This is a genomic window from Paraburkholderia caledonica NBRC 102488 (assembly GCF_000685095.1).
In the GTDB taxonomy this organism is placed as follows: Bacteria; Pseudomonadota; Gammaproteobacteria; order Burkholderiales; family Burkholderiaceae; genus Paraburkholderia; species Paraburkholderia caledonica.
Genome location: NZ_BAYE01000010.1, coordinates 159,133 through 174,912, shown reverse-complemented (window position 1 = coordinate 174,912; position 15,780 = coordinate 159,133). Strand labels below are relative to the sequence as shown.

Sequence of the window (15,780 nt, the reverse complement as noted above, 5' to 3'; positions counted from 1 at the left end):
ATGGGCCGCGATCTCGCAGCGGCGGTGTTTGTCGTCGATGTATCGTGAATGCATCGTTGCCGATCCGTCTTACGAAGTCGTTGCGTGTTTGTTGCTTATTCGTTGCGTAGTCGTTGCTTATGCGCTACCGCGGCGGTCAGGCCGCGCGATCGTCGATGAAACCCTTGAGCATCGCGAGCGTATCCGCGTCGTCGATATGCTTGTCGGTGCGCCAGCGCAGCATGCGAGGGAATCGCACGGCCACGCCGGACTTGTGACGCGTGCTCGCCTGGATGCCCTCGAAGCCTATTTCGAATACGAGCGTCGGCGTCACGCTGCGCACCGGTCCGAACTTCTCGATCGTAGTCTTGCGTACGATTGCGTCAACCTGGCGCATTTCCTCATCGGTAAGACCCGAATACGCCTTCGCAAACGGCACGAGCATGCGCACGCCGTTGGCTTCGTCCCAGACCGCGAATGTGAAATCAGTGTATAGGCTCGCACGTCTGCCGTGTCCGCGCTGCGCGTAAACCAGTACCGCGTCGATTGCATACGGATCGATCTTCCATTTCCACCATGTGCCCGAAGCTTTCGTGCGGCCAACACCGTACATCGACTCGCGCTCCTTCACCATGAAGCCCTCGACACCCCGTGCGCGGCTCTCTTCGCGTAACGCTGCCAACGCGCGCCAGTCGGCTCCGGAAACCTGCGGCGAGACTCGCAGCAAGTCGCCTGACAGCGTGCCGTCGAGCGATGCAGCCAACGCGTCCAGACGCGCGCGCCGTTCGGCGAGCGGCGTCATTCGCAAGTCTTCGCCGTGCGCTTCCAGCAGATCGTAAGCAAGCAGCGCGGCGGGTGAATCGGCGAGGATTTTTTTCGTCAGGCTCTTTCGTGCGATGCGCGGTTGAAGGCGCGCAAACGGCAATGGCGCGGCGGCGCCCGGCTCCCAGGCAAGGATTTCGCCGTCGATCACGAAGCCGTCAGGCAACGCCTCGCCCAACGCGGCCACTTCCGGAAACCGGTCGGTGATCAGATCCTCGCCGCGCGACCACAACCACACACGGCCGCCGCGTTTGACGAGTTGCGCGCGTATGCCGTCCCACTTCCATTCGATCAGCCAGCGCGACGGATCGCCAAGCGTCTCGGGATCGGTCTGCAACGGATGCGCGAGAAAGAACGGATAAGGCAGGCCCAGATCGCTGTCGTGCCGATCCGCCGATTGCTGCTCGCCAGCGTTGCCGGCGTCGGGCGCGTCGGGTGCGATAAGACGCAGATAACGCGCGGCGTCCGGCTTCTGCCGCGAATCGGTCCATCCGACCATGCGCTGCGCAATCCGCTTATGATCGACTCCGGCGACCTGCGCGAGCGCACGCACCACCAACTGCCGCGCGACGCCGACGCGAAAGCCTCCACCAATCAGCTTCGTGAGAAGAAAACGCTCGCCCCAGTCCAGCTCGTCCCAATAGCTGAACAAACGCGTGCGCAACTCATCAGGCGCAAGACCGCGCAACGTCAGCACACGCTGCTCGATCCATTGCGTGAGACCCAGTTCGGAGCTGCGCTGCGCGGGCGGCAGAATATGCGCAATGGTCTCCGCCAGATCGCCGACTGCGTGATACGACTCCTCGAAAAGCCATGCGGGCAATCCCGCGCGTTCGCGGGCGAATTCGCTCAAAAGACGCGTGGGCACCGATTGCCGCGGCTTGCCGCCGGCCAGGAAGTACGACGCCCACGCGGCGTCTTCGGGTTCCGCTACGGCGAAGTAACTCGTCAGCGCTTCGAGCTTGTCGTGCGTGGAGGTTGTCGCGTCGAGCGCGGTGTAAAGAGCAGCGAAGCGCTTCATGAACGGCTCGCGGCATCGTCGAACTCATGCACGGGCGCGGCATCGCCTGGCGGGGGCGGCGCATTGCCCGGCACGGCTTCGTCGCCGCCCAATGCATCCGCTTCGACCGTATCGTCGCCGTATTGGGTCACGAAGGCGCCTGCATCCAGCCCTTGCTCGCGCAGCCAGCGCACCATCGGTTCGACCGAACCATGCGTGACGATCACGCGGCCCGCGCCGGTCGCGCCAATCGCCGTTTGCAGCGCCGGCCAATCCGCATGATCCGAAAGCACGAACCCGCGATCGACGCCGCGCCTGCGGCGCGCGCCGCGCAAGCGCATCCATCCCGACGCGAACGCGTCGCTATAGTCGCCGAAACGCTTGAGCCACGCGCTGCCTTGCGCCGACGGCGGCGCGACGATCAGCGCCTGACTGAATGCCGCCTTGTCTTTGGGTGCAATTTCGCTGACGAGACGTACCGGCGGCAACCGCACGCCCGCCTCGCGATAAGCGCGATTGAGCGGTTCGACCGCGCCATGACAGAAGATTGGGCCGATGCCCGCGTCGACGCTTGCCAGCACGCGCTGCGCCTTGCCGAACGAATAACAGAACAGCACGGACGCGCGCCCTTGGGCCGCGTTATGACGCCACCATGAATCGACGCCGTCGAATATGGTTTGCGGTGCGTCCCAGCGGTAGATCGGCAGACCGAAAGTCGACTCGGTGATGAATGTATCGCAGCGCACGGGCTCGAATGCGTCGCAGGTCGGATCGGGGTCGAGTTTGTAATCGCCGGATGCGACCCACACGCGCCCGCGGTGCTCGATGCGCAATTGCGCGGACCCGAGCACATGTCCGGCGGGATGCAGGGACACGGTTACCCCGTTGATATCGAGCCGTTCGCCATACGCGAGCGTTTGCAGCGAAATGTCAGGCAGGCGGGACAGCAGCACGTTTGCGCCCGCACGCGACGCAAGATAACGCCGATGCCCGAAGCGGGCGTGATCGGAATGCGCATGCGTGATCACCGCGCGCTCGACGGGCTGCCAGGGATCGATATGGAAGTCGCCGGGCGGACAATACAGACCCTCGGGCCGCGCGATAACGAGGTCCCCGGAGTCCGCATTTTCCGCTGCGATGTTCGATGAGTTGGATGTGTTCGATGTCGATTCGGATGCCATGTCGCACCTCGAAAGCAAGGCGTATTCCTGCACACTTTTCTGCGCGGTGGCGGTGCGCGTGGCGGCTTTCTTGCTTAACCTATGCAGAAGCGCACCGGCATGCGCCGTCCGTCGGCGGCGCGCCGCGCGCGTGGCGAGGCCCCATGCACTCCATCATCGATGAACGCACACTCAATGTCGCGAAGCATCCGGGCAGATTCATCCTTGAAACGATGAAGGCGTTCCGGGCCAACCAGGGTTTGCTGCTCGCCGGCGCGGTCGCGTACTACGCGTTGCTTTCCATCGTGCCGCTGATGATCCTCATTGTGATCGCGCTTTCCCGTATCGTGCCGCAACACATTCTGCTTCCGGCGCTGGGTCACTTGCTGCAATGGCTCGTGCCGGGCCAGTCCCCAGCACTCGTGCGTGAGCTTGCCAATTTTCTCGCTCACCGCGCGGTGATCGGCTGGGTGCTGTTCGTGACGATGCTGTTCTTCAGTTCACTCGCATTCACGGTACTCGAAAACGCGATGTCGCTGATCTTCGTACACCGTGTGGTCATACGGCGGCGGCATTTTCTACTCTCGGCGCTTCTGCCCTACTGTTACATCCTGTTCCTCGGCGTCGGCGCGTTGATCGTCACGCTCGTGTCGAGCGGACTGGAAGCCGTGGGCGCCGAAGGCATCGACCTGTTCGGGCTTCATGTTTCGTTGCAGGGCGCTTCGCGCGTTCTGCTGTATCTGCTGGGTCTTGCCGGCGAAGTCTTTCTGCTGACGTCGATCTATATGGTCATGCCGGTCGGACGGCCATCGCTCAAGCATGCGCTGTTCGGCGGCATCGTCGCTGCGCTGTTGTGGGAGATCACGCGGCATGTGCTGGTCTGGTACTTCGCGACGCTTTCACAGGTTAGCGTGGTGTATGGTTCGCTCACCATGGCGATCGTCATTCTCTTCAGTCTGGAATGGCTCGCCACGTTGCTGCTTTTCGGCGCACAGGTGATTGCACAATACGAGCGCTTCGGCATCGAGCCGCAGAACGCGCCAAAGCAGCCGATAAAGACGGGATGAAACCTGCAAGCCGCAGCGCGGCGAATCGGCGCGGACGTGCAGTGGCGGCGGCGGCGCGAGACTGCGGTAACATTCTGACGGAGGCCGGACCGAGCGCATCCGCCGCTTCCATCCCGGCACGCTCCAGGACTCGACAATGAGCATCATCCAGCGCAACAACGTGAATATTTCCGGACGCGGCCCGAGCACCATGGTGTTCGCGCACGGCTTCGGCTGTGACCAGAGCATGTGGCGCCGCCTCGCACCGTCATTCCATGACGACTACCGCATCGTGCTATTCGATCACGTGGGCAGCGGCTCGTCGGACCTCGCCGCATACGACGTCGACAAATACGATTCGCTGCACGGCTATGCGCGCGACCTGATCGAGCTCGTGCGCGAAGTGGCCGACGAGCCGGTCGTGTTCGTCGGCCATTCGGTGAGTTGCATGATCGGCCTGCTCGCCGCGCTAGAAGCCCCGCAGCTTTTTTCCGCTCAGGCGATGGTGGCCCCCTCGCCCTGCTATGTGAACGTTGGCGATTACATCGGCGGCTTCACGCGCGAGGATATTGACGACCTGCTGCTCACGCTCGAGCACAACTACCTCGGCTGGTCCAGCGCAATGGCACCCGCTATCATGGGCGCGCCGGACCAGCCTGAGCTCGGCGTTGAATTAATTAACAGCTTTTGCCGGACCGATCCGCGGATCGCCGCCCAGTTTGCACGTGTCACGTTTCTCTCCGATCATCGCGGTCTGCTGCCTATGAACGTCACGCCCACGCTGATTCTGCAAGCAAGCGAAGACGTCGTCGCGCCGCGTCCGGTCGGCGAGTACATGCATCGCACGATGCGTAGCAGCACGCTTCGCGTCGTCGAGAACAATGGACACTGTCCGCACGTGAGCGCGCCTCGCGCGACTGCGGAGGCCATCAGCGCTTTCCTGCGGACGACGCCAACTTAACGCAATGCAAAGTACCGACCGCCACTTGCCGCTCGCCGACGCGTTGTTCGAGCACGCTGCCTGCGGCCTCGTCGTGACCGACACCGACGGGCGCATCGTGCGCGCCAACGCAACGTTTTGCGAATGGATCGGCTATGGCGCCGCGGAGCTTACGACCGGCATCAGCCTTCAGGACCTGCTGACAACGGGCGGCAAGGTGTTTTATCAGACGCATTGGGCGCCGCTTCTGCAAATGCAGGGCTCTGTCGCCGAGGTCAAGCTGAGCATGCTGCATCGCGACGGCCACACGGTGCCGACATTGCTCAATGCAGTGCGCCGCGTGCACGGCGAACATAGCTACATCGAAGTCGCGGTGCTCATCGTCGCAGATCGTCATAAGTACGAGCAGGAACTTGTGCTCGCGCGGCGTAATGCGGAGGCTTCGGTGGCCGCGCATCAGCGGGCGCAACGGGAATTGCAGGAAAGCCGCGACGTATTGAGTCTGGCCATGCGCGGCGCGCGCATGGGCGCGTGGTCGCACGAACCGAAGACCGGCAAGTTCTGGTGGAGCCGCGAACTGGAAGCGCTCGCGGGTTACGCCGAAGGACGCCTTGCCATTACAACGCGCGGTTTTTTCGAACTGATTCATCCGGGCGATCTGCTCGCGCTCAACGAAGCCGTCGATCATGCGGTGCGAACCCGCGACGACTACGTCGCCGAATTCCGCTTCCTGCATGCAAGCGGCGACTGGTGCTGGATGGAAGGCCGTGGCCGCGCCACTTACGACGAGCGTGGCGAGCCGCTGACGGTCTACGGGCTCGGCATCGACATCACCGAACGCAAGCAGGCGCAGACGGTGCTGCTGCGCCAGGCTGCAATCTTCGAGCACTTGAGCGATGCAATCGTGATCACCGATCTGCGCGGCAACATTACCGACTTCAATGTCGGCGGCGAACGCATGCTCGGTTACCGGCTGCGCGAGATTCTCGGCAAGCACGTCTCGATCTTTCATCCGCCTGAAGATGCGCTGCGCATTCGTCGCGAAGTGTTCGCGAGTCTCGGCGCGTACGGCACGTGGCGCGGCGAGTTGCCGTTCGTGCGGCGCGACGGTTCGCGCGGCGTTTGCGAAACCGTGGTCAAACCGCTCGCCAACGAGCGCGGCGACATTTACGGCGCGGTGAGCATCAATCGCGACATTACCGAGCGGCGGCATGCCGAGCAGCAACTCACGCGGCTTAACGCGGAGCTCTCGAACGCGGATCGCCGCAAGGACGAATTCCTCGCGACGCTTGCGCATGAGCTACGCAATCCGCTTGCGCCGATGCGCAATGTTCTCGAAATTCTGCGCGCGAAAGAATTCAGCGATCCGCAACTAAACTGGTCGCGCGACGTGTTCTCCCGTCAATTGCAGCACATGACCCATCTTGTCGACGATCTGCTCGAGGTCTCACGTATTACTCAAGGCAAACTCGAACTGCGCAAGCAGCGGCTCGAACTCGCGCGCGCGATGCAATCCGCGGTGGAAGCCGCGCGTGCGATCGTGCACGCGTCCGACCATCGTCTGAGCGTGACGCTATCTCCCGAGCCGCTTTTTCTTGATGCTGACCCGACCCGCCTTTCACAGATGATCCTCAATCTGCTGAACAACGCAGCGAAGTACACGCCGCCAGGCGGCAGCATTTCGCTCACCGCACATCGTGAAGGCAACCAGGCCGTGATTGCGGTGCGCGATTCGGGCATCGGCATTCCTCGCGAACATCTGAACAGCGTCTTCGAAATGTTCTCGCAACTCGCACCCGCGCTCGATCGCTCCCAAGGCGGACTCGGCATTGGACTCGCCCTCGTGCGCGGTCTTGCGGAATTGCACGGCGGCACGGTCGCGGCATTCAGCAACGGGCCCGGCGCCGGCAGCGAATTCGTAATCCGGCTGCCGCTGTCGAGTTCCGCCGATGCGCCCGCTGACAGCACGCAAGCCGACAAGCCGCCGGCCGCCGGACTGCGGATCGTGATTGTCGACGACAACGCGGACGCCGCCGACAGCCTCGCAATGGTGCTCGAACTGGAGGGCCACCAGGTGCGCACGGCGAGCGACGGGGTCGCGGGACTTGCTGTGATCGCCGAATTCGCCCCACAGGCGGTGATTCTTGACATCGGTCTGCCGCTCCTGAACGGCTATGAAGTCGCTCGACGGGTTCGCAACGACTATCCGGACGCCGGCATCCGCCTGATTGCGGTAACGGGCTGGGGTCAACAGCAGGACAAACAGACAGCGGTGGAGGCCGGCTTCGATCATCACTTCACGAAGCCGGTGGACCCGAGTGAACTGCAGCGCGTGCTCAGCGGACATCAGACCGAATGAGCGCGCGCATGTTCGAAGAAGCGGACATTACCAGCAGTCTCGCCGCGCGCGGCATCGTGCCGGATGCGAGGCAGCGCGACGCAATCGCGGCGCTCGGCGCTCTGGCTGGGTCCGCAGCAAGCTGCGTTGAATCGCGATATCAGGGTGTGTATTGCCATGGACTGCCTGGACGCGGCAAGAGTCTCGTGGTCGATACCGCGTTCGAACTCGCGGATTGCCAGAAGCGGCGCCTGCATTTTCACGAGTTTCTCCGCGAGATGAACCAGCGCCTCGTGAACAAACCGCGTGGCGACGACAGGCTCGGCTCCGTGTCGAAGCAATGGCTCGATGGCATAGAGTTGCTATGCTTCGACGAATTCCACGTGCACGATATCGCGGACGCGTTTCTGATGGGCCGCTTTCTCGACACGGCGATCAGGCTCGGCACGCGCATCATGCTGACATCGAACTATGCGCCCGACGGCCTTTTATCCGACCCCGAGTTTCACGAGCGTTTCCTGCCCACCATCGAGCAGATCAAGCGGCATTTCCGCGTGATCCATTTCGACGGCGCGCGCGACTATCGCTTCGGCGGCGAACAGCATGACACGCCGCACTTGTTCGCCCCGCTCGATGCAGCCGCTCACAACGCGCTGCGTGAAATCTTCCTGCGCTACGAAAGCAGCGGCGCATTCGAATCGACGAAAATCAGTGCCGCAGGACGTCCGCTCGCGGCACACGCGGTGGGCGCGGCGCTGCTGTGGGCCGACTTCGAAACACTGTGTGTGGCCAGCCGTTCGCATCTCGACTATCTGGACCTCGCCGAGCGATGGCATGGACTCATAGTCGATAACCTGCATACTGAATGGCTCACGAAAGCGCACACGTTGCAGCGGCTCGTGTGGCTGGTCGACATTCTTTACGACCGCAAGCGTGCGCTTTTCATCGCATCGGACGAGCCGATTCATGCGGCCTTGCGAGGACTCGAAGGCGCGCATGATCTATCGAGAACGCTGAGCCGGCTCGCGGAGATGCAATCGCGCGCTTATCGCAGCACGCTCGAAGAGGCGACGGACGCGTCCGCGGCGAGTGCGCCTGAGCGCTAACCGAGCAGGTTTGGCTATGCGCAAAGCGGGGCTGCAATTCTTGCAAAGGCCATGGTCGTTCGCGTCATTCGCCTAACCGGTTCGCGAAGCGTTCCTCACTGCGTAGTGCCGCAAATCGCGCTGTGTAGCCTCGATTACACCCTTCTTCACGCGCGCCCACCACGCGTCCGGGAACACGACCTGCTACCGCCGTTGCGCACTCATTCTTCAGCGGATATGCGTTCCGCCCTTTTATCAACATGGTAAGAACCGCTTCGGTCGCCGCCGCGCTTTGCGCGGCATGTCTTTCCTCTGCCTGCGTGCATATCGGACCCTCGCGCCTGAAAGCCGATCAGGTCGACTATGCGCGTGCACTCGGCGACGCGAAGAAACGCGAGATTCTTGCGGCGGTGGTCGGCCTTCGTTATGGCGACGCGCCTGCGTTTCTGACTGTCAGCAGCATCATCGCCGCCTACACGTTCGACGCCAGCGGCGGCGCGACCGCTAACGCGGGCTCCGGCAGCCAGCCGAACTACGCACTCGCCACCGGCAGCGTGTCGTATTCGAATCACCCTACCTTTACGTTCACGCCGACGACCGGCGAAGCGTTCGCCTCCGCTTACATCCGGCCGCTTGCGCCCGCACTCGTGCTGCCTCTCGCCGAAGGCGGCATTCCAATCGACCTGCTCTTGCGCATCACTGCGCAATCGGTGGGAGGCTTGCAGAACGGCAATGCGCTCGGCGGAGAAAACAGCGCGGGCGCGCCCGGCTTTTTCGAGTTGCTGCGTTCGCTGCGCCGCCTGCAACTAGCAGGCGAGTTGAACGTCGAATCGCGCAACGTGGGCACGAAAAACGAGCAGATGAGCGTGTTTCTGGTGATGGGAGCGACCACGAGCGGCGAGTCGCCGCAAACGGCGGCCGATCTGGCCCGCGTGCGCAAGTTGCTGCATCTGTCGTCGAAAACGCGGAGCTACGAGATCGTCTACGGGCCTTCTTCCGCATGGCAGAAAGCGGACAAGATTCCGATGGTGACGCGCTCGGTGCTAGGCATCCTGACCGATCTCGGTGCACAGGTGCAGGTGCCCGTCGAGCGCATAACCGACGGGTCGACGAAGCCGACCGTAGGCCTCATCGGCGGAGAAACGAGACCGACGATCATCATTCACTCGGGCGAGAGTGCGCCTGACAATGCGTACGTGATGATTCCGTACGGGACGTCGTCATACTGGGTCGATCGCAACGACTTCGACTCGAAATACGCATTCACGGTCGTGCAAAACCTGATGGCGCTCGCGGAGGCAGATACGAGCAGCAAAGCGCCTGTTGTGACGATTCCGGCGAATTGAATTGAGCTGAAGCGGGTCGGACACAACGGCTTGCGCCTTCTCACAGTCAGCGCCGACGCTCGATAAAAAGCCAGCGGTTTTCATACCGCCGGCTTTTTCGCTGCTGCTTCCGCCGCTGCTCAGGTTACAGCTTACGCACTACTCCTGGCTGCGCTTTGCCTGCACCCGCGCGATCTGCTGTTTTGCAGCTTCGTACACATGCTCGGGCGTGAAGCCGAATTTCTTCTTCAGATCGGAAAGCGGCGCGGACGCGCCGAACGTGTGCATCACCACTTGCGCGCCGAGCCGGCCGACGTATCGGTCCCAGCCCAGCGAGGCGGCCTGCTCGACGGCCACGCGCGCGTCGATGTCGGGCGGCAGCACCGCGTCCTGATAGGCTTCGTCCTGCCGCTCGAACAGATCCCATGACGGCATCGACACCACTCGCGCGGCAATGCCCTCGCTCTTCAGTTTCTCGTACGCGTCGACGCAAATCGACAACTCGCTGCCCGTCGCGAGCAGAATGACTTGCGGCTTCTGTCCGTCGGGCGCGTCGGCGAGCACATAGGCGCCCTTCTTCACACCCTCGGCCGATGCATAACGGCTGCGGTCGAGAGTCGGCAGCGCCTGTCGCGACACGACGATGCACGAAGGACGCCGCTTTTGCGTGACTGCGACGCGCCACGCTTCGGCTACTTCGTTTGCATCGCCCGGACGCAGCACCGTTAAGCCGGGAACGCCGCGCAGCGACGCCAATTGCTCGATAGGCTGGTGCGTCGGGCCATCTTCGCCGACGCCGATCGAATCGTGGGTGAACACATAGATCGACTCGACTTCCATGATCGCCGACAGGCGGATCGGCGGCTTCATGTAGTCGCTGAAAATCAGGAATGTCGAACCGAACGGCCGCAAATTGGACAACGCGAGGCCGTTGACCACCGCGCCCATTCCATGCTCGCGAATGCCGAAATGCAGATTCCGGCCGCCGTAATTGTCATGCTCGAAGCTGCCCGCGCCCTCGAATTTCAGATTCGTTTTCGTGGACGGCGCCAAGTCGGCCGCGCCGCCGAGCATCCACGGAACGCGCGCGGCAATCGCGTTGAGCACCTTGCCCGACGACTCGCGTGACGCCATGCCTTTGGCGTCCGCGTCGAAGGTCGGAATGTCGCTGTCCCAGCCAACCGGCAATTCATGCGCCTCGATCAGCGCGAATTCGCGCGACAGTTCCGGATATTGCTTGCTATAGGCGTCGTACTTCGCCTGCCATTCGGTGCGCGCCGCCTTGCCGCGCGCACCGATGCCCGCGGCGAAACGTTCGTGCACGCCTTCGGGCACGTAGAAGAATTTGTCTTCCGGCCAGCCGTAAAACTTTTTGGTGAGCGCGACTTCCTCGACACCGAGCGCCTCGCCGTGCGCCGCTGACGTGTCCTGCTTGTTGGGTGCGCCCCAGCCGATAATGCTGTTCACCACGATCAGCGTCGGCCGGTCGGTAATGCTTTTTGCTTCGACGAATGCGGCTTCGAGCGCCGCCGCGTCGTTCGCATCGTTCACATGCAGCGTGTGCCAGTTGTAGCCGCGAAAGCGGCTTTCGACATCGTCGCTATAGGCGAGGTCGGTATGTCCTTCGATCGTCACGCGATTGCTGTCGTAGATCCAGATCAGATTGGACAGCTTCAGATGGCCCGCGAGCGAGGCCGCTTCGTGCGAGATGCCTTCCATCATGTCGCCGTCGCCGCACAGCGCGTAGACGCGGTAGTCGAAGAGCGGCGCGTCCGGTTTGTTGAAGCGGTTCTCGTACCAGCGGGCCGCCATCGCCATGCCGACGCTATTGCCCAGACCCTGGCCGAGCGGACCGGTCGTGGTTTCGACACCCGTCGTCATCCGGTACTCAGGGTGGCCCGGCGTCTTGCTGTCGATCTGGCGGAAACGCTCGATGTCTTCCAGCGAGACAGCGGGCTTGCCGGTCGGCTTGCCGTCTTCGTCCACCGCCTTCACGTTCGCCAGATGCAGCAGCGAATAAAGCAGCATCGACGCATGCCCGACCGACAGTACGAAGCGGTCGCGGTTGGGCCACAACGGCTCGTCCGGGTCGTAGCGCAAATGGTTTTGCCACAAATGGTAGGCAACCGGCGCAAGCGCCATTGGCGTGCCGGGGTGGCCGGAATTGGCCTTCTGGACAGCGTCCATCGACAGCGTGCGGATCGTATTGATGCACAACTGATCGAGGGCGGGATCGTTTTGCATGGGACACTCCTTGTTCGGCCGTTGGAAACATTGCCGGCGCGCGCTGCCGCGACGTCGCCGGCAAGCGGTGTTCAGGGGAAACAACGCATGAAGAGCTCAGCAAGCCTCATGGATGATGCGCCGATGCGCGCAAATCTGCACGCGACGTGACATCGGGCTCGTTGCTGCAGCGCTAGCAGGCGCGCCGACGGGCGCGGCTAGGCCGCTTTCAGCCAATGCTCGCAAAGAGGGCCGTGCTTGCCGTCGACAGGGTCCATCTTCGGGAACGGCAGCGCGTGCATTGCGGCAAGCTCCTGCGGGGTCAGCGCTTCGCGGCGGATATCCCACTGCTGGCCTGCCGGATACGCCCCCACCACGCGGAAGCGGCCTTCGAACGATTGCAGGCAATGGCCGGTGCCGGCGGGTAGCAACAGGACGTCGCCCGCGGACACGCTGACTAATTTGCCGGCCGGACCGCCGACTATCACATCCGCGGAACCGTCCGACACGCCGAGCACTTCGTGTGCGGTCGAGTGAAAGTGGTGGTAGTCGAAGATGCCGTCGCGCCACTGCGGCGGCCATTCGTTGCGTGCGAACAGCAACTCGAACGCCTTGGCGAGGTCGCCGATCGCGGGGTCCACTGCCTGCCTGTAGATCACGACCGGCAGCTTGCTGTTATTCGGTACCCAGTCGTGCGGTTCGAGCATGAAGGCTTCGTACTCGGTCTGCGCTGCGTCGAATCCGTGCTTCGAATGTTCCTGCATGGTTGGCTCCTGTGGGTAGCGGGGCGCGTCCGGCGTGGTATGCCGCGAGGCGCGATATTGCAGCGCCGCATAAAGCGCGCCCGCTCCGGAGGCATAGCGCTGCCCAGGTCGGTCCCACGACGCATTTAACTCGCATGAAACCGCCGCGACGGGCGGCGGTCGCGCCCTCGCCATGCGATCACAACAACACAGCGACGCTCGAGCAAACCGCTCAGCCGCCGCCGATGCCCTGCAGCACTTTGCCGGTGCCGCCACACACGGTGCACTGTACTTCCTCTACTTTGCCGGTTCCCTTGCATGCCGGGCAGATATCTTCCCCGACGCCGGGCGCGTCGGGGGGCGCTTCATCGCCCGGGTTCAGGGGTTGGTTGTCCTGTTGCATATGTCTCTCCGTTCGCTGTTGACCGCATCAATTCTTGTGCGACGCGCGGCCGCCGCCGCCCGCAGGCTCGCCGTGAGTGCCGGTGCCGAGCGGCACCTCGGCGGTCTGCTCGGGATGTTCGTTCGAGCGCGGTGGATTGGTCTGCTTGTCGACCCCGGTCTGCGTGACCGGTTCGATGCCGAGGGGACTCGGCTCCACGTACTGCGTGCCGCTCGGTTTGTTGCGTTCTTTCACTTCCGGCGAAAGCTCGGGAGCGCCGGAATTCTCGCGCGGTGTGTCGGGCTGCATATCGCTCTCCTTTTATCGGCTACCTCGTGAGTGCAGCAACATACGGACCCTGCCGGACTGGATCGGAACGCACGCCGAGGGCGTCCCGTTACGGCCCGCAAGCGTCGCAACATGGGCAAAGTGGGCACGTGCATTGCGTCGCTAGAACTGAAGCTTCGGATTCATCTTTGTAAAAAGGGAGCACTTCATGACAGTGACGACCATTCGCATATCCGACACGGAAGTTCAGGTCGAGCGAACGCTATATACGTTCGCGCAAAAGAGCGATGCCGACGCGTTCGCGCAGTGCGTAGTGAACGATTCGATCGACACCTGCTATCGCAGTCATCCGCCGCTGTCGGCGCGGCCCACCGTACCCGACGAACATCCGGACGATCCGAATCGCGGCAGCACGATCTCGCCGTCGCTCGGTGGAATGCCTTGACGAGCGCAGACGCGCCGCAGTCAATGTTCTGGCGATTTGCGGTCGGCCGCGACGATCTGCTTGCCGTACTCGATGGCGGCACGGCGCGCCTGGTCGGCCGTCTCGTACGGCCCGATTTCCGGCGCACCGTCGAACGGAAAAAGAATCCTTCGATCCGCTCTGCGGACGACCTTCAGTCCACCTACGTAACGGCCGTCGCCTGTTCCGTGATAGCTGGCGAAAATCTCGAAGTCGTCGTCAGCAACGTCGGCCTTATGTCGCGCCATTTGTGTATTCCCTATCCCTTTCGATGCTCGATGAGCACCCCACGCTTAACTGCACAATGCCTGGTGCATTGCGCGCTGAATGACAGCAATGGCCGTTCCACGCGCGAAACGCATTACGCAAAGGGCGATCGGGGGCAAAGGGACATGCGCGTTGCACGCATGATCAGACAAAAGTTGGAGGTAACGATGGCCGGTTCAAACTCGCACGATGGGGTGGCGTTCGTCATGCACACGCCGATGCCGCCCGAGGTCGATCCGGAGGCGCCGCCGCCTCCGAACATCGATCCTGATCCGCCTGCAACGCCCGACGACGACCCAGGCGGGCTGCCGCCTGCCGCGCCGGAAGGCGACCCGCCCGCGAAGCCGCCGCCAATGCGTGCCTCGTCACGGCTCGCGTGACGAGGCGGTCATGCAGTCGCGCTCAGCGCAGCCGGGCAACGTCCTTCTCGCTCACGCGCGCAGCCGCGGGGTTGCCGAACTGCGTCGTCACGTAGTTCGTGAGCGCGGCAATCTGCGCGTCGTTTAGCTCTGCGGCGAAGGCCGGCATGCCGACGTCGTTGCCTGCGGCTTTGCGTTGCACGCCGTGCAGAATGACCTGCATCAGGTTGCCGGGATTCGACGCACCCACCGTCGAGTTATGCAGCAACGGCGGATAGTAGCCGTCCGGTGTTCCCTTGCCGCTCGCCTGGTGGCACGTCGCGCAATTGCCCAGATAGAGCCGCCCGGGATCGAGCGTGCCGTCGTTCAGCGCAACGCCTCGCAGGCGCGCTACGTCCGTCGACGGTTTGCCCCACGCGCTGCGCGAGCGCGAACCGCTCTGGCCGCCGCCGTCGTTGACCGGCGGCACCGTGCGCACATACGTCGCGATGGCGCCGATGTCGGCGTCGCTCATCTTCGAGAAGCTGTGCTCGACCGCCTCAGCCATCGGCCCCGCTGCCTGTGCGAGTCCGGGCACGCTGCCGGTTTGCAGATACTGCACGAGCTGCGTACGGCTCCATCCGCCAATGCCGCTGTCCGGCGACGACGTGATGTTGTAGCCGTCCCAATCCGCGAGCACCGAGCCGCCGAGGAAGCCGCTGCCGGTTTCATCGAGCGCCTGTTCCTGCATCGCGAAGCCGCGCGGCGTGTGACACGTGCTGCAATGCGCGAGCCCCTGCACGAGATACGCACCGCGGTTCCACTCGGTGCTCTGTTGAGGCTTCGCCTGATATGGGCCACTCTTCAGGAACATCCAGTTCCATACGGTGAGCGGCCAGCGCATGTTGAGCGGCCATGCAATGTCGCTCGCGCGCGTAGCCTGCTGCACCGGCGCCACGCCGTAGCGGAAGTACGCGTATAGCGCCTTCACATCGCCGTCGCTGACCTTCGCGTAGGAGACATACGGCATCGCCGGGTACAGATTATGGCCGTCCTTCGACACGCCCTTGCGCAGTGCGCGGTCGAAGTCTTCGAGCGACCACGTGCCGATACCCGTTTGCGGGTCGGGCGTGATGTTGCTCGAATAGATCGTGCCGAGCATCGGCACCTTGAGCGGCAGGCCGCCCGCGAACGGCTTGCCTTTCGCAGTGGTGTGACACGCCATACAATCGCCGGCGGTGGCGAGATATTCGCCGCGTTTGATCAACACCGCGTCGTTGCCGTCCACCGCCTTGGCGTCCTGCGCGAATGCGCAAACGGGCAGCGCCGAAGACAACGCGAAGGCGCCGGCCAGCATCCAGAAAAAAGTCTTCTTCAACAC

Annotated in this window: 15 protein-coding genes; 7 read left to right on the top strand and 8 right to left on the bottom strand. The window is 63.1% G+C overall.

The features are described from left to right. Positions 1-136: 136 nt before the first annotated feature. On the bottom strand, positions 137-1,822 hold the full coding sequence (locus tag BCA01S_RS20965) for an ATP-dependent DNA ligase (protein WP_027778593.1): 1,686 nt from the start codon (positions 1,820-1,822) through the stop codon (positions 137-139). Then, positions 1,819-2,982, bottom strand: coding sequence for a ligase-associated DNA damage response exonuclease (locus BCA01S_RS35050; protein ID WP_042319044.1), 1,164 nt, complete (start codon positions 2,980-2,982; stop codon positions 1,819-1,821). The genes BCA01S_RS20965 and BCA01S_RS35050 overlap by 4 nt, the downstream gene beginning before the upstream one ends. A 143-nt stretch (positions 2,983-3,125) precedes the next feature. Between BCA01S_RS35050 and BCA01S_RS20955 the strand changes: the two genes are divergently transcribed. From BCA01S_RS20955 to BCA01S_RS20935, 5 genes are all read left to right on the top strand, one after another. After that, entirely contained in the window at positions 3,126-4,028 is a 903-nt protein-coding gene (locus BCA01S_RS20955) for a YihY/virulence factor BrkB family protein (RefSeq protein WP_027778592.1), read from the top strand. Between the two features lie 136 nt (positions 4,029-4,164). Next, positions 4,165-4,968 carry an alpha/beta fold hydrolase gene (locus BCA01S_RS20950; RefSeq protein WP_027778591.1) on the top strand — a complete coding sequence of 268 codons (804 nt, stop codon included), beginning with the start codon at positions 4,165-4,167 and terminating at the stop codon, positions 4,966-4,968. A 4-nt stretch (positions 4,969-4,972) separates the two neighbouring features. Continuing rightward, complete coding sequence (locus tag BCA01S_RS20945) at positions 4,973-7,306, top strand: hybrid sensor histidine kinase/response regulator (protein WP_027778590.1); 2,334 nt, start codon at positions 4,973-4,975, stop codon at positions 7,304-7,306. An 8-nt stretch (positions 7,307-7,314) separates the two neighbouring features. Beyond that, a complete protein-coding gene (gene zapE, locus BCA01S_RS20940) occupies positions 7,315-8,391 on the top strand; it encodes a cell division protein ZapE (protein ID WP_027778589.1) in 1,077 nt (358 codons plus the stop codon). A 239-nt stretch (positions 8,392-8,630) separates the two neighbouring features. After that, complete coding sequence (locus BCA01S_RS20935) at positions 8,631-9,716, top strand: hypothetical protein (RefSeq protein ID WP_027778588.1); 1,086 nt, start codon at positions 8,631-8,633, stop codon at positions 9,714-9,716. A gap of 138 nt (positions 9,717-9,854) precedes the next feature. On the opposite strand, the gene tkt is transcribed toward BCA01S_RS20935, so the two are convergent. The 4 genes from tkt to BCA01S_RS20915 all read right to left on the bottom strand — a co-directional run bounded on the left by tkt (position 9,855) and on the right by BCA01S_RS20915 (position 13,352). Further along, entirely contained in the window at positions 9,855-11,939 is a 2,085-nt protein-coding gene (gene tkt / locus BCA01S_RS20930) for a transketolase (RefSeq protein WP_027778587.1), read from the bottom strand. A gap of 197 nt (positions 11,940-12,136) precedes the next feature. Continuing rightward, positions 12,137-12,682, bottom strand: coding sequence for a cupin domain-containing protein (locus BCA01S_RS20925; RefSeq protein WP_027778586.1), 546 nt, complete (start codon positions 12,680-12,682; stop codon positions 12,137-12,139). Positions 12,683-12,893: 211 nt separating this feature from the next. After that, positions 12,894-13,064, bottom strand: coding sequence for a hypothetical protein (locus BCA01S_RS38570; protein ID WP_020067861.1), 171 nt, complete (start codon positions 13,062-13,064; stop codon positions 12,894-12,896). 27 nt (positions 13,065-13,091) lie between these two features. Next, positions 13,092-13,352 (bottom strand): hypothetical protein, encoded by a 261-nt coding sequence (locus BCA01S_RS20915; RefSeq protein ID WP_027778585.1) that lies wholly within the window; start codon positions 13,350-13,352, stop codon positions 13,092-13,094. A gap of 187 nt (positions 13,353-13,539) precedes the next feature. Here BCA01S_RS20915 and BCA01S_RS20910 point away from each other — a divergent pair, with 187 nt between their 5' ends. Then, entirely contained in the window at positions 13,540-13,776 is a 237-nt protein-coding gene (locus BCA01S_RS20910) for a hypothetical protein (protein ID WP_020067863.1), read from the top strand. 20 nt (positions 13,777-13,796) lie between these two features. On the opposite strand, the gene BCA01S_RS20905 is transcribed toward BCA01S_RS20910, so the two are convergent. Continuing rightward, complete coding sequence (locus BCA01S_RS20905; RefSeq protein ID WP_027778584.1) at positions 13,797-14,042, bottom strand: DUF6723 family protein; 246 nt, start codon at positions 14,040-14,042, stop codon at positions 13,797-13,799. A 186-nt stretch (positions 14,043-14,228) separates the two neighbouring features. Between BCA01S_RS20905 and BCA01S_RS20900 the strand changes: the two genes are divergently transcribed. Further along, positions 14,229-14,441 carry a hypothetical protein gene (locus tag BCA01S_RS20900; RefSeq protein ID WP_027778583.1) on the top strand — a complete coding sequence of 71 codons (213 nt, stop codon included), beginning with the start codon at positions 14,229-14,231 and terminating at the stop codon, positions 14,439-14,441. A gap of 22 nt (positions 14,442-14,463) precedes the next feature. Here BCA01S_RS20900 and BCA01S_RS20895 read toward each other — a convergent pair whose 3' ends face one another. Next, positions 14,464-15,780, bottom strand: a complete 1,317-nt coding sequence (locus tag BCA01S_RS20895) for a c-type cytochrome (protein ID WP_084166897.1) — start codon at positions 15,778-15,780, stop codon at positions 14,464-14,466.

Bases quoted from the DNA above. Each gene is read 5' to 3' on its own strand.
- BCA01S_RS20965 (WP_027778593.1), bottom strand. From the start codon at position 1,822: ATGAAGCGCTTCGCTGCTCTTTACACCGCGCTCGACGCGACAACCTCC.
- BCA01S_RS35050 (WP_042319044.1), bottom strand. From the start codon at position 2,982: ATGGCATCCGAATCGACATCGAACACATCCAACTCATCGAACATCGCA.
- BCA01S_RS20955 (WP_027778592.1), top strand. From the start codon at position 3,126: ATGCACTCCATCATCGATGAACGCACACTCAATGTCGCGAAGCATCCG.
- BCA01S_RS20950 (WP_027778591.1), top strand. From the start codon at position 4,165: ATGAGCATCATCCAGCGCAACAACGTGAATATTTCCGGACGCGGCCCG.
- BCA01S_RS20945 (WP_027778590.1), top strand. From the start codon at position 4,973: ATGCAAAGTACCGACCGCCACTTGCCGCTCGCCGACGCGTTGTTCGAG.
- zapE (WP_027778589.1), top strand. From the start codon at position 7,315: ATGTTCGAAGAAGCGGACATTACCAGCAGTCTCGCCGCGCGCGGCATC.
- BCA01S_RS20935 (WP_027778588.1), top strand. From the start codon at position 8,631: ATGGTAAGAACCGCTTCGGTCGCCGCCGCGCTTTGCGCGGCATGTCTT.
- tkt (WP_027778587.1), bottom strand. From the start codon at position 11,939: ATGCAAAACGATCCCGCCCTCGATCAGTTGTGCATCAATACGATCCGC.
- BCA01S_RS20925 (WP_027778586.1), bottom strand. From the start codon at position 12,682: ATGCAGGAACATTCGAAGCACGGATTCGACGCAGCGCAGACCGAGTAC.
- BCA01S_RS38570 (WP_020067861.1), bottom strand. From the start codon at position 13,064: ATGCAACAGGACAACCAACCCCTGAACCCGGGCGATGAAGCGCCCCCC.
- BCA01S_RS20915 (WP_027778585.1), bottom strand. From the start codon at position 13,352: ATGCAGCCCGACACACCGCGCGAGAATTCCGGCGCTCCCGAGCTTTCG.
- BCA01S_RS20910 (WP_020067863.1), top strand. From the start codon at position 13,540: ATGACAGTGACGACCATTCGCATATCCGACACGGAAGTTCAGGTCGAG.
- BCA01S_RS20905 (WP_027778584.1), bottom strand. From the start codon at position 14,042: ATGGCGCGACATAAGGCCGACGTTGCTGACGACGACTTCGAGATTTTC.
- BCA01S_RS20900 (WP_027778583.1), top strand. From the start codon at position 14,229: ATGGCCGGTTCAAACTCGCACGATGGGGTGGCGTTCGTCATGCACACG.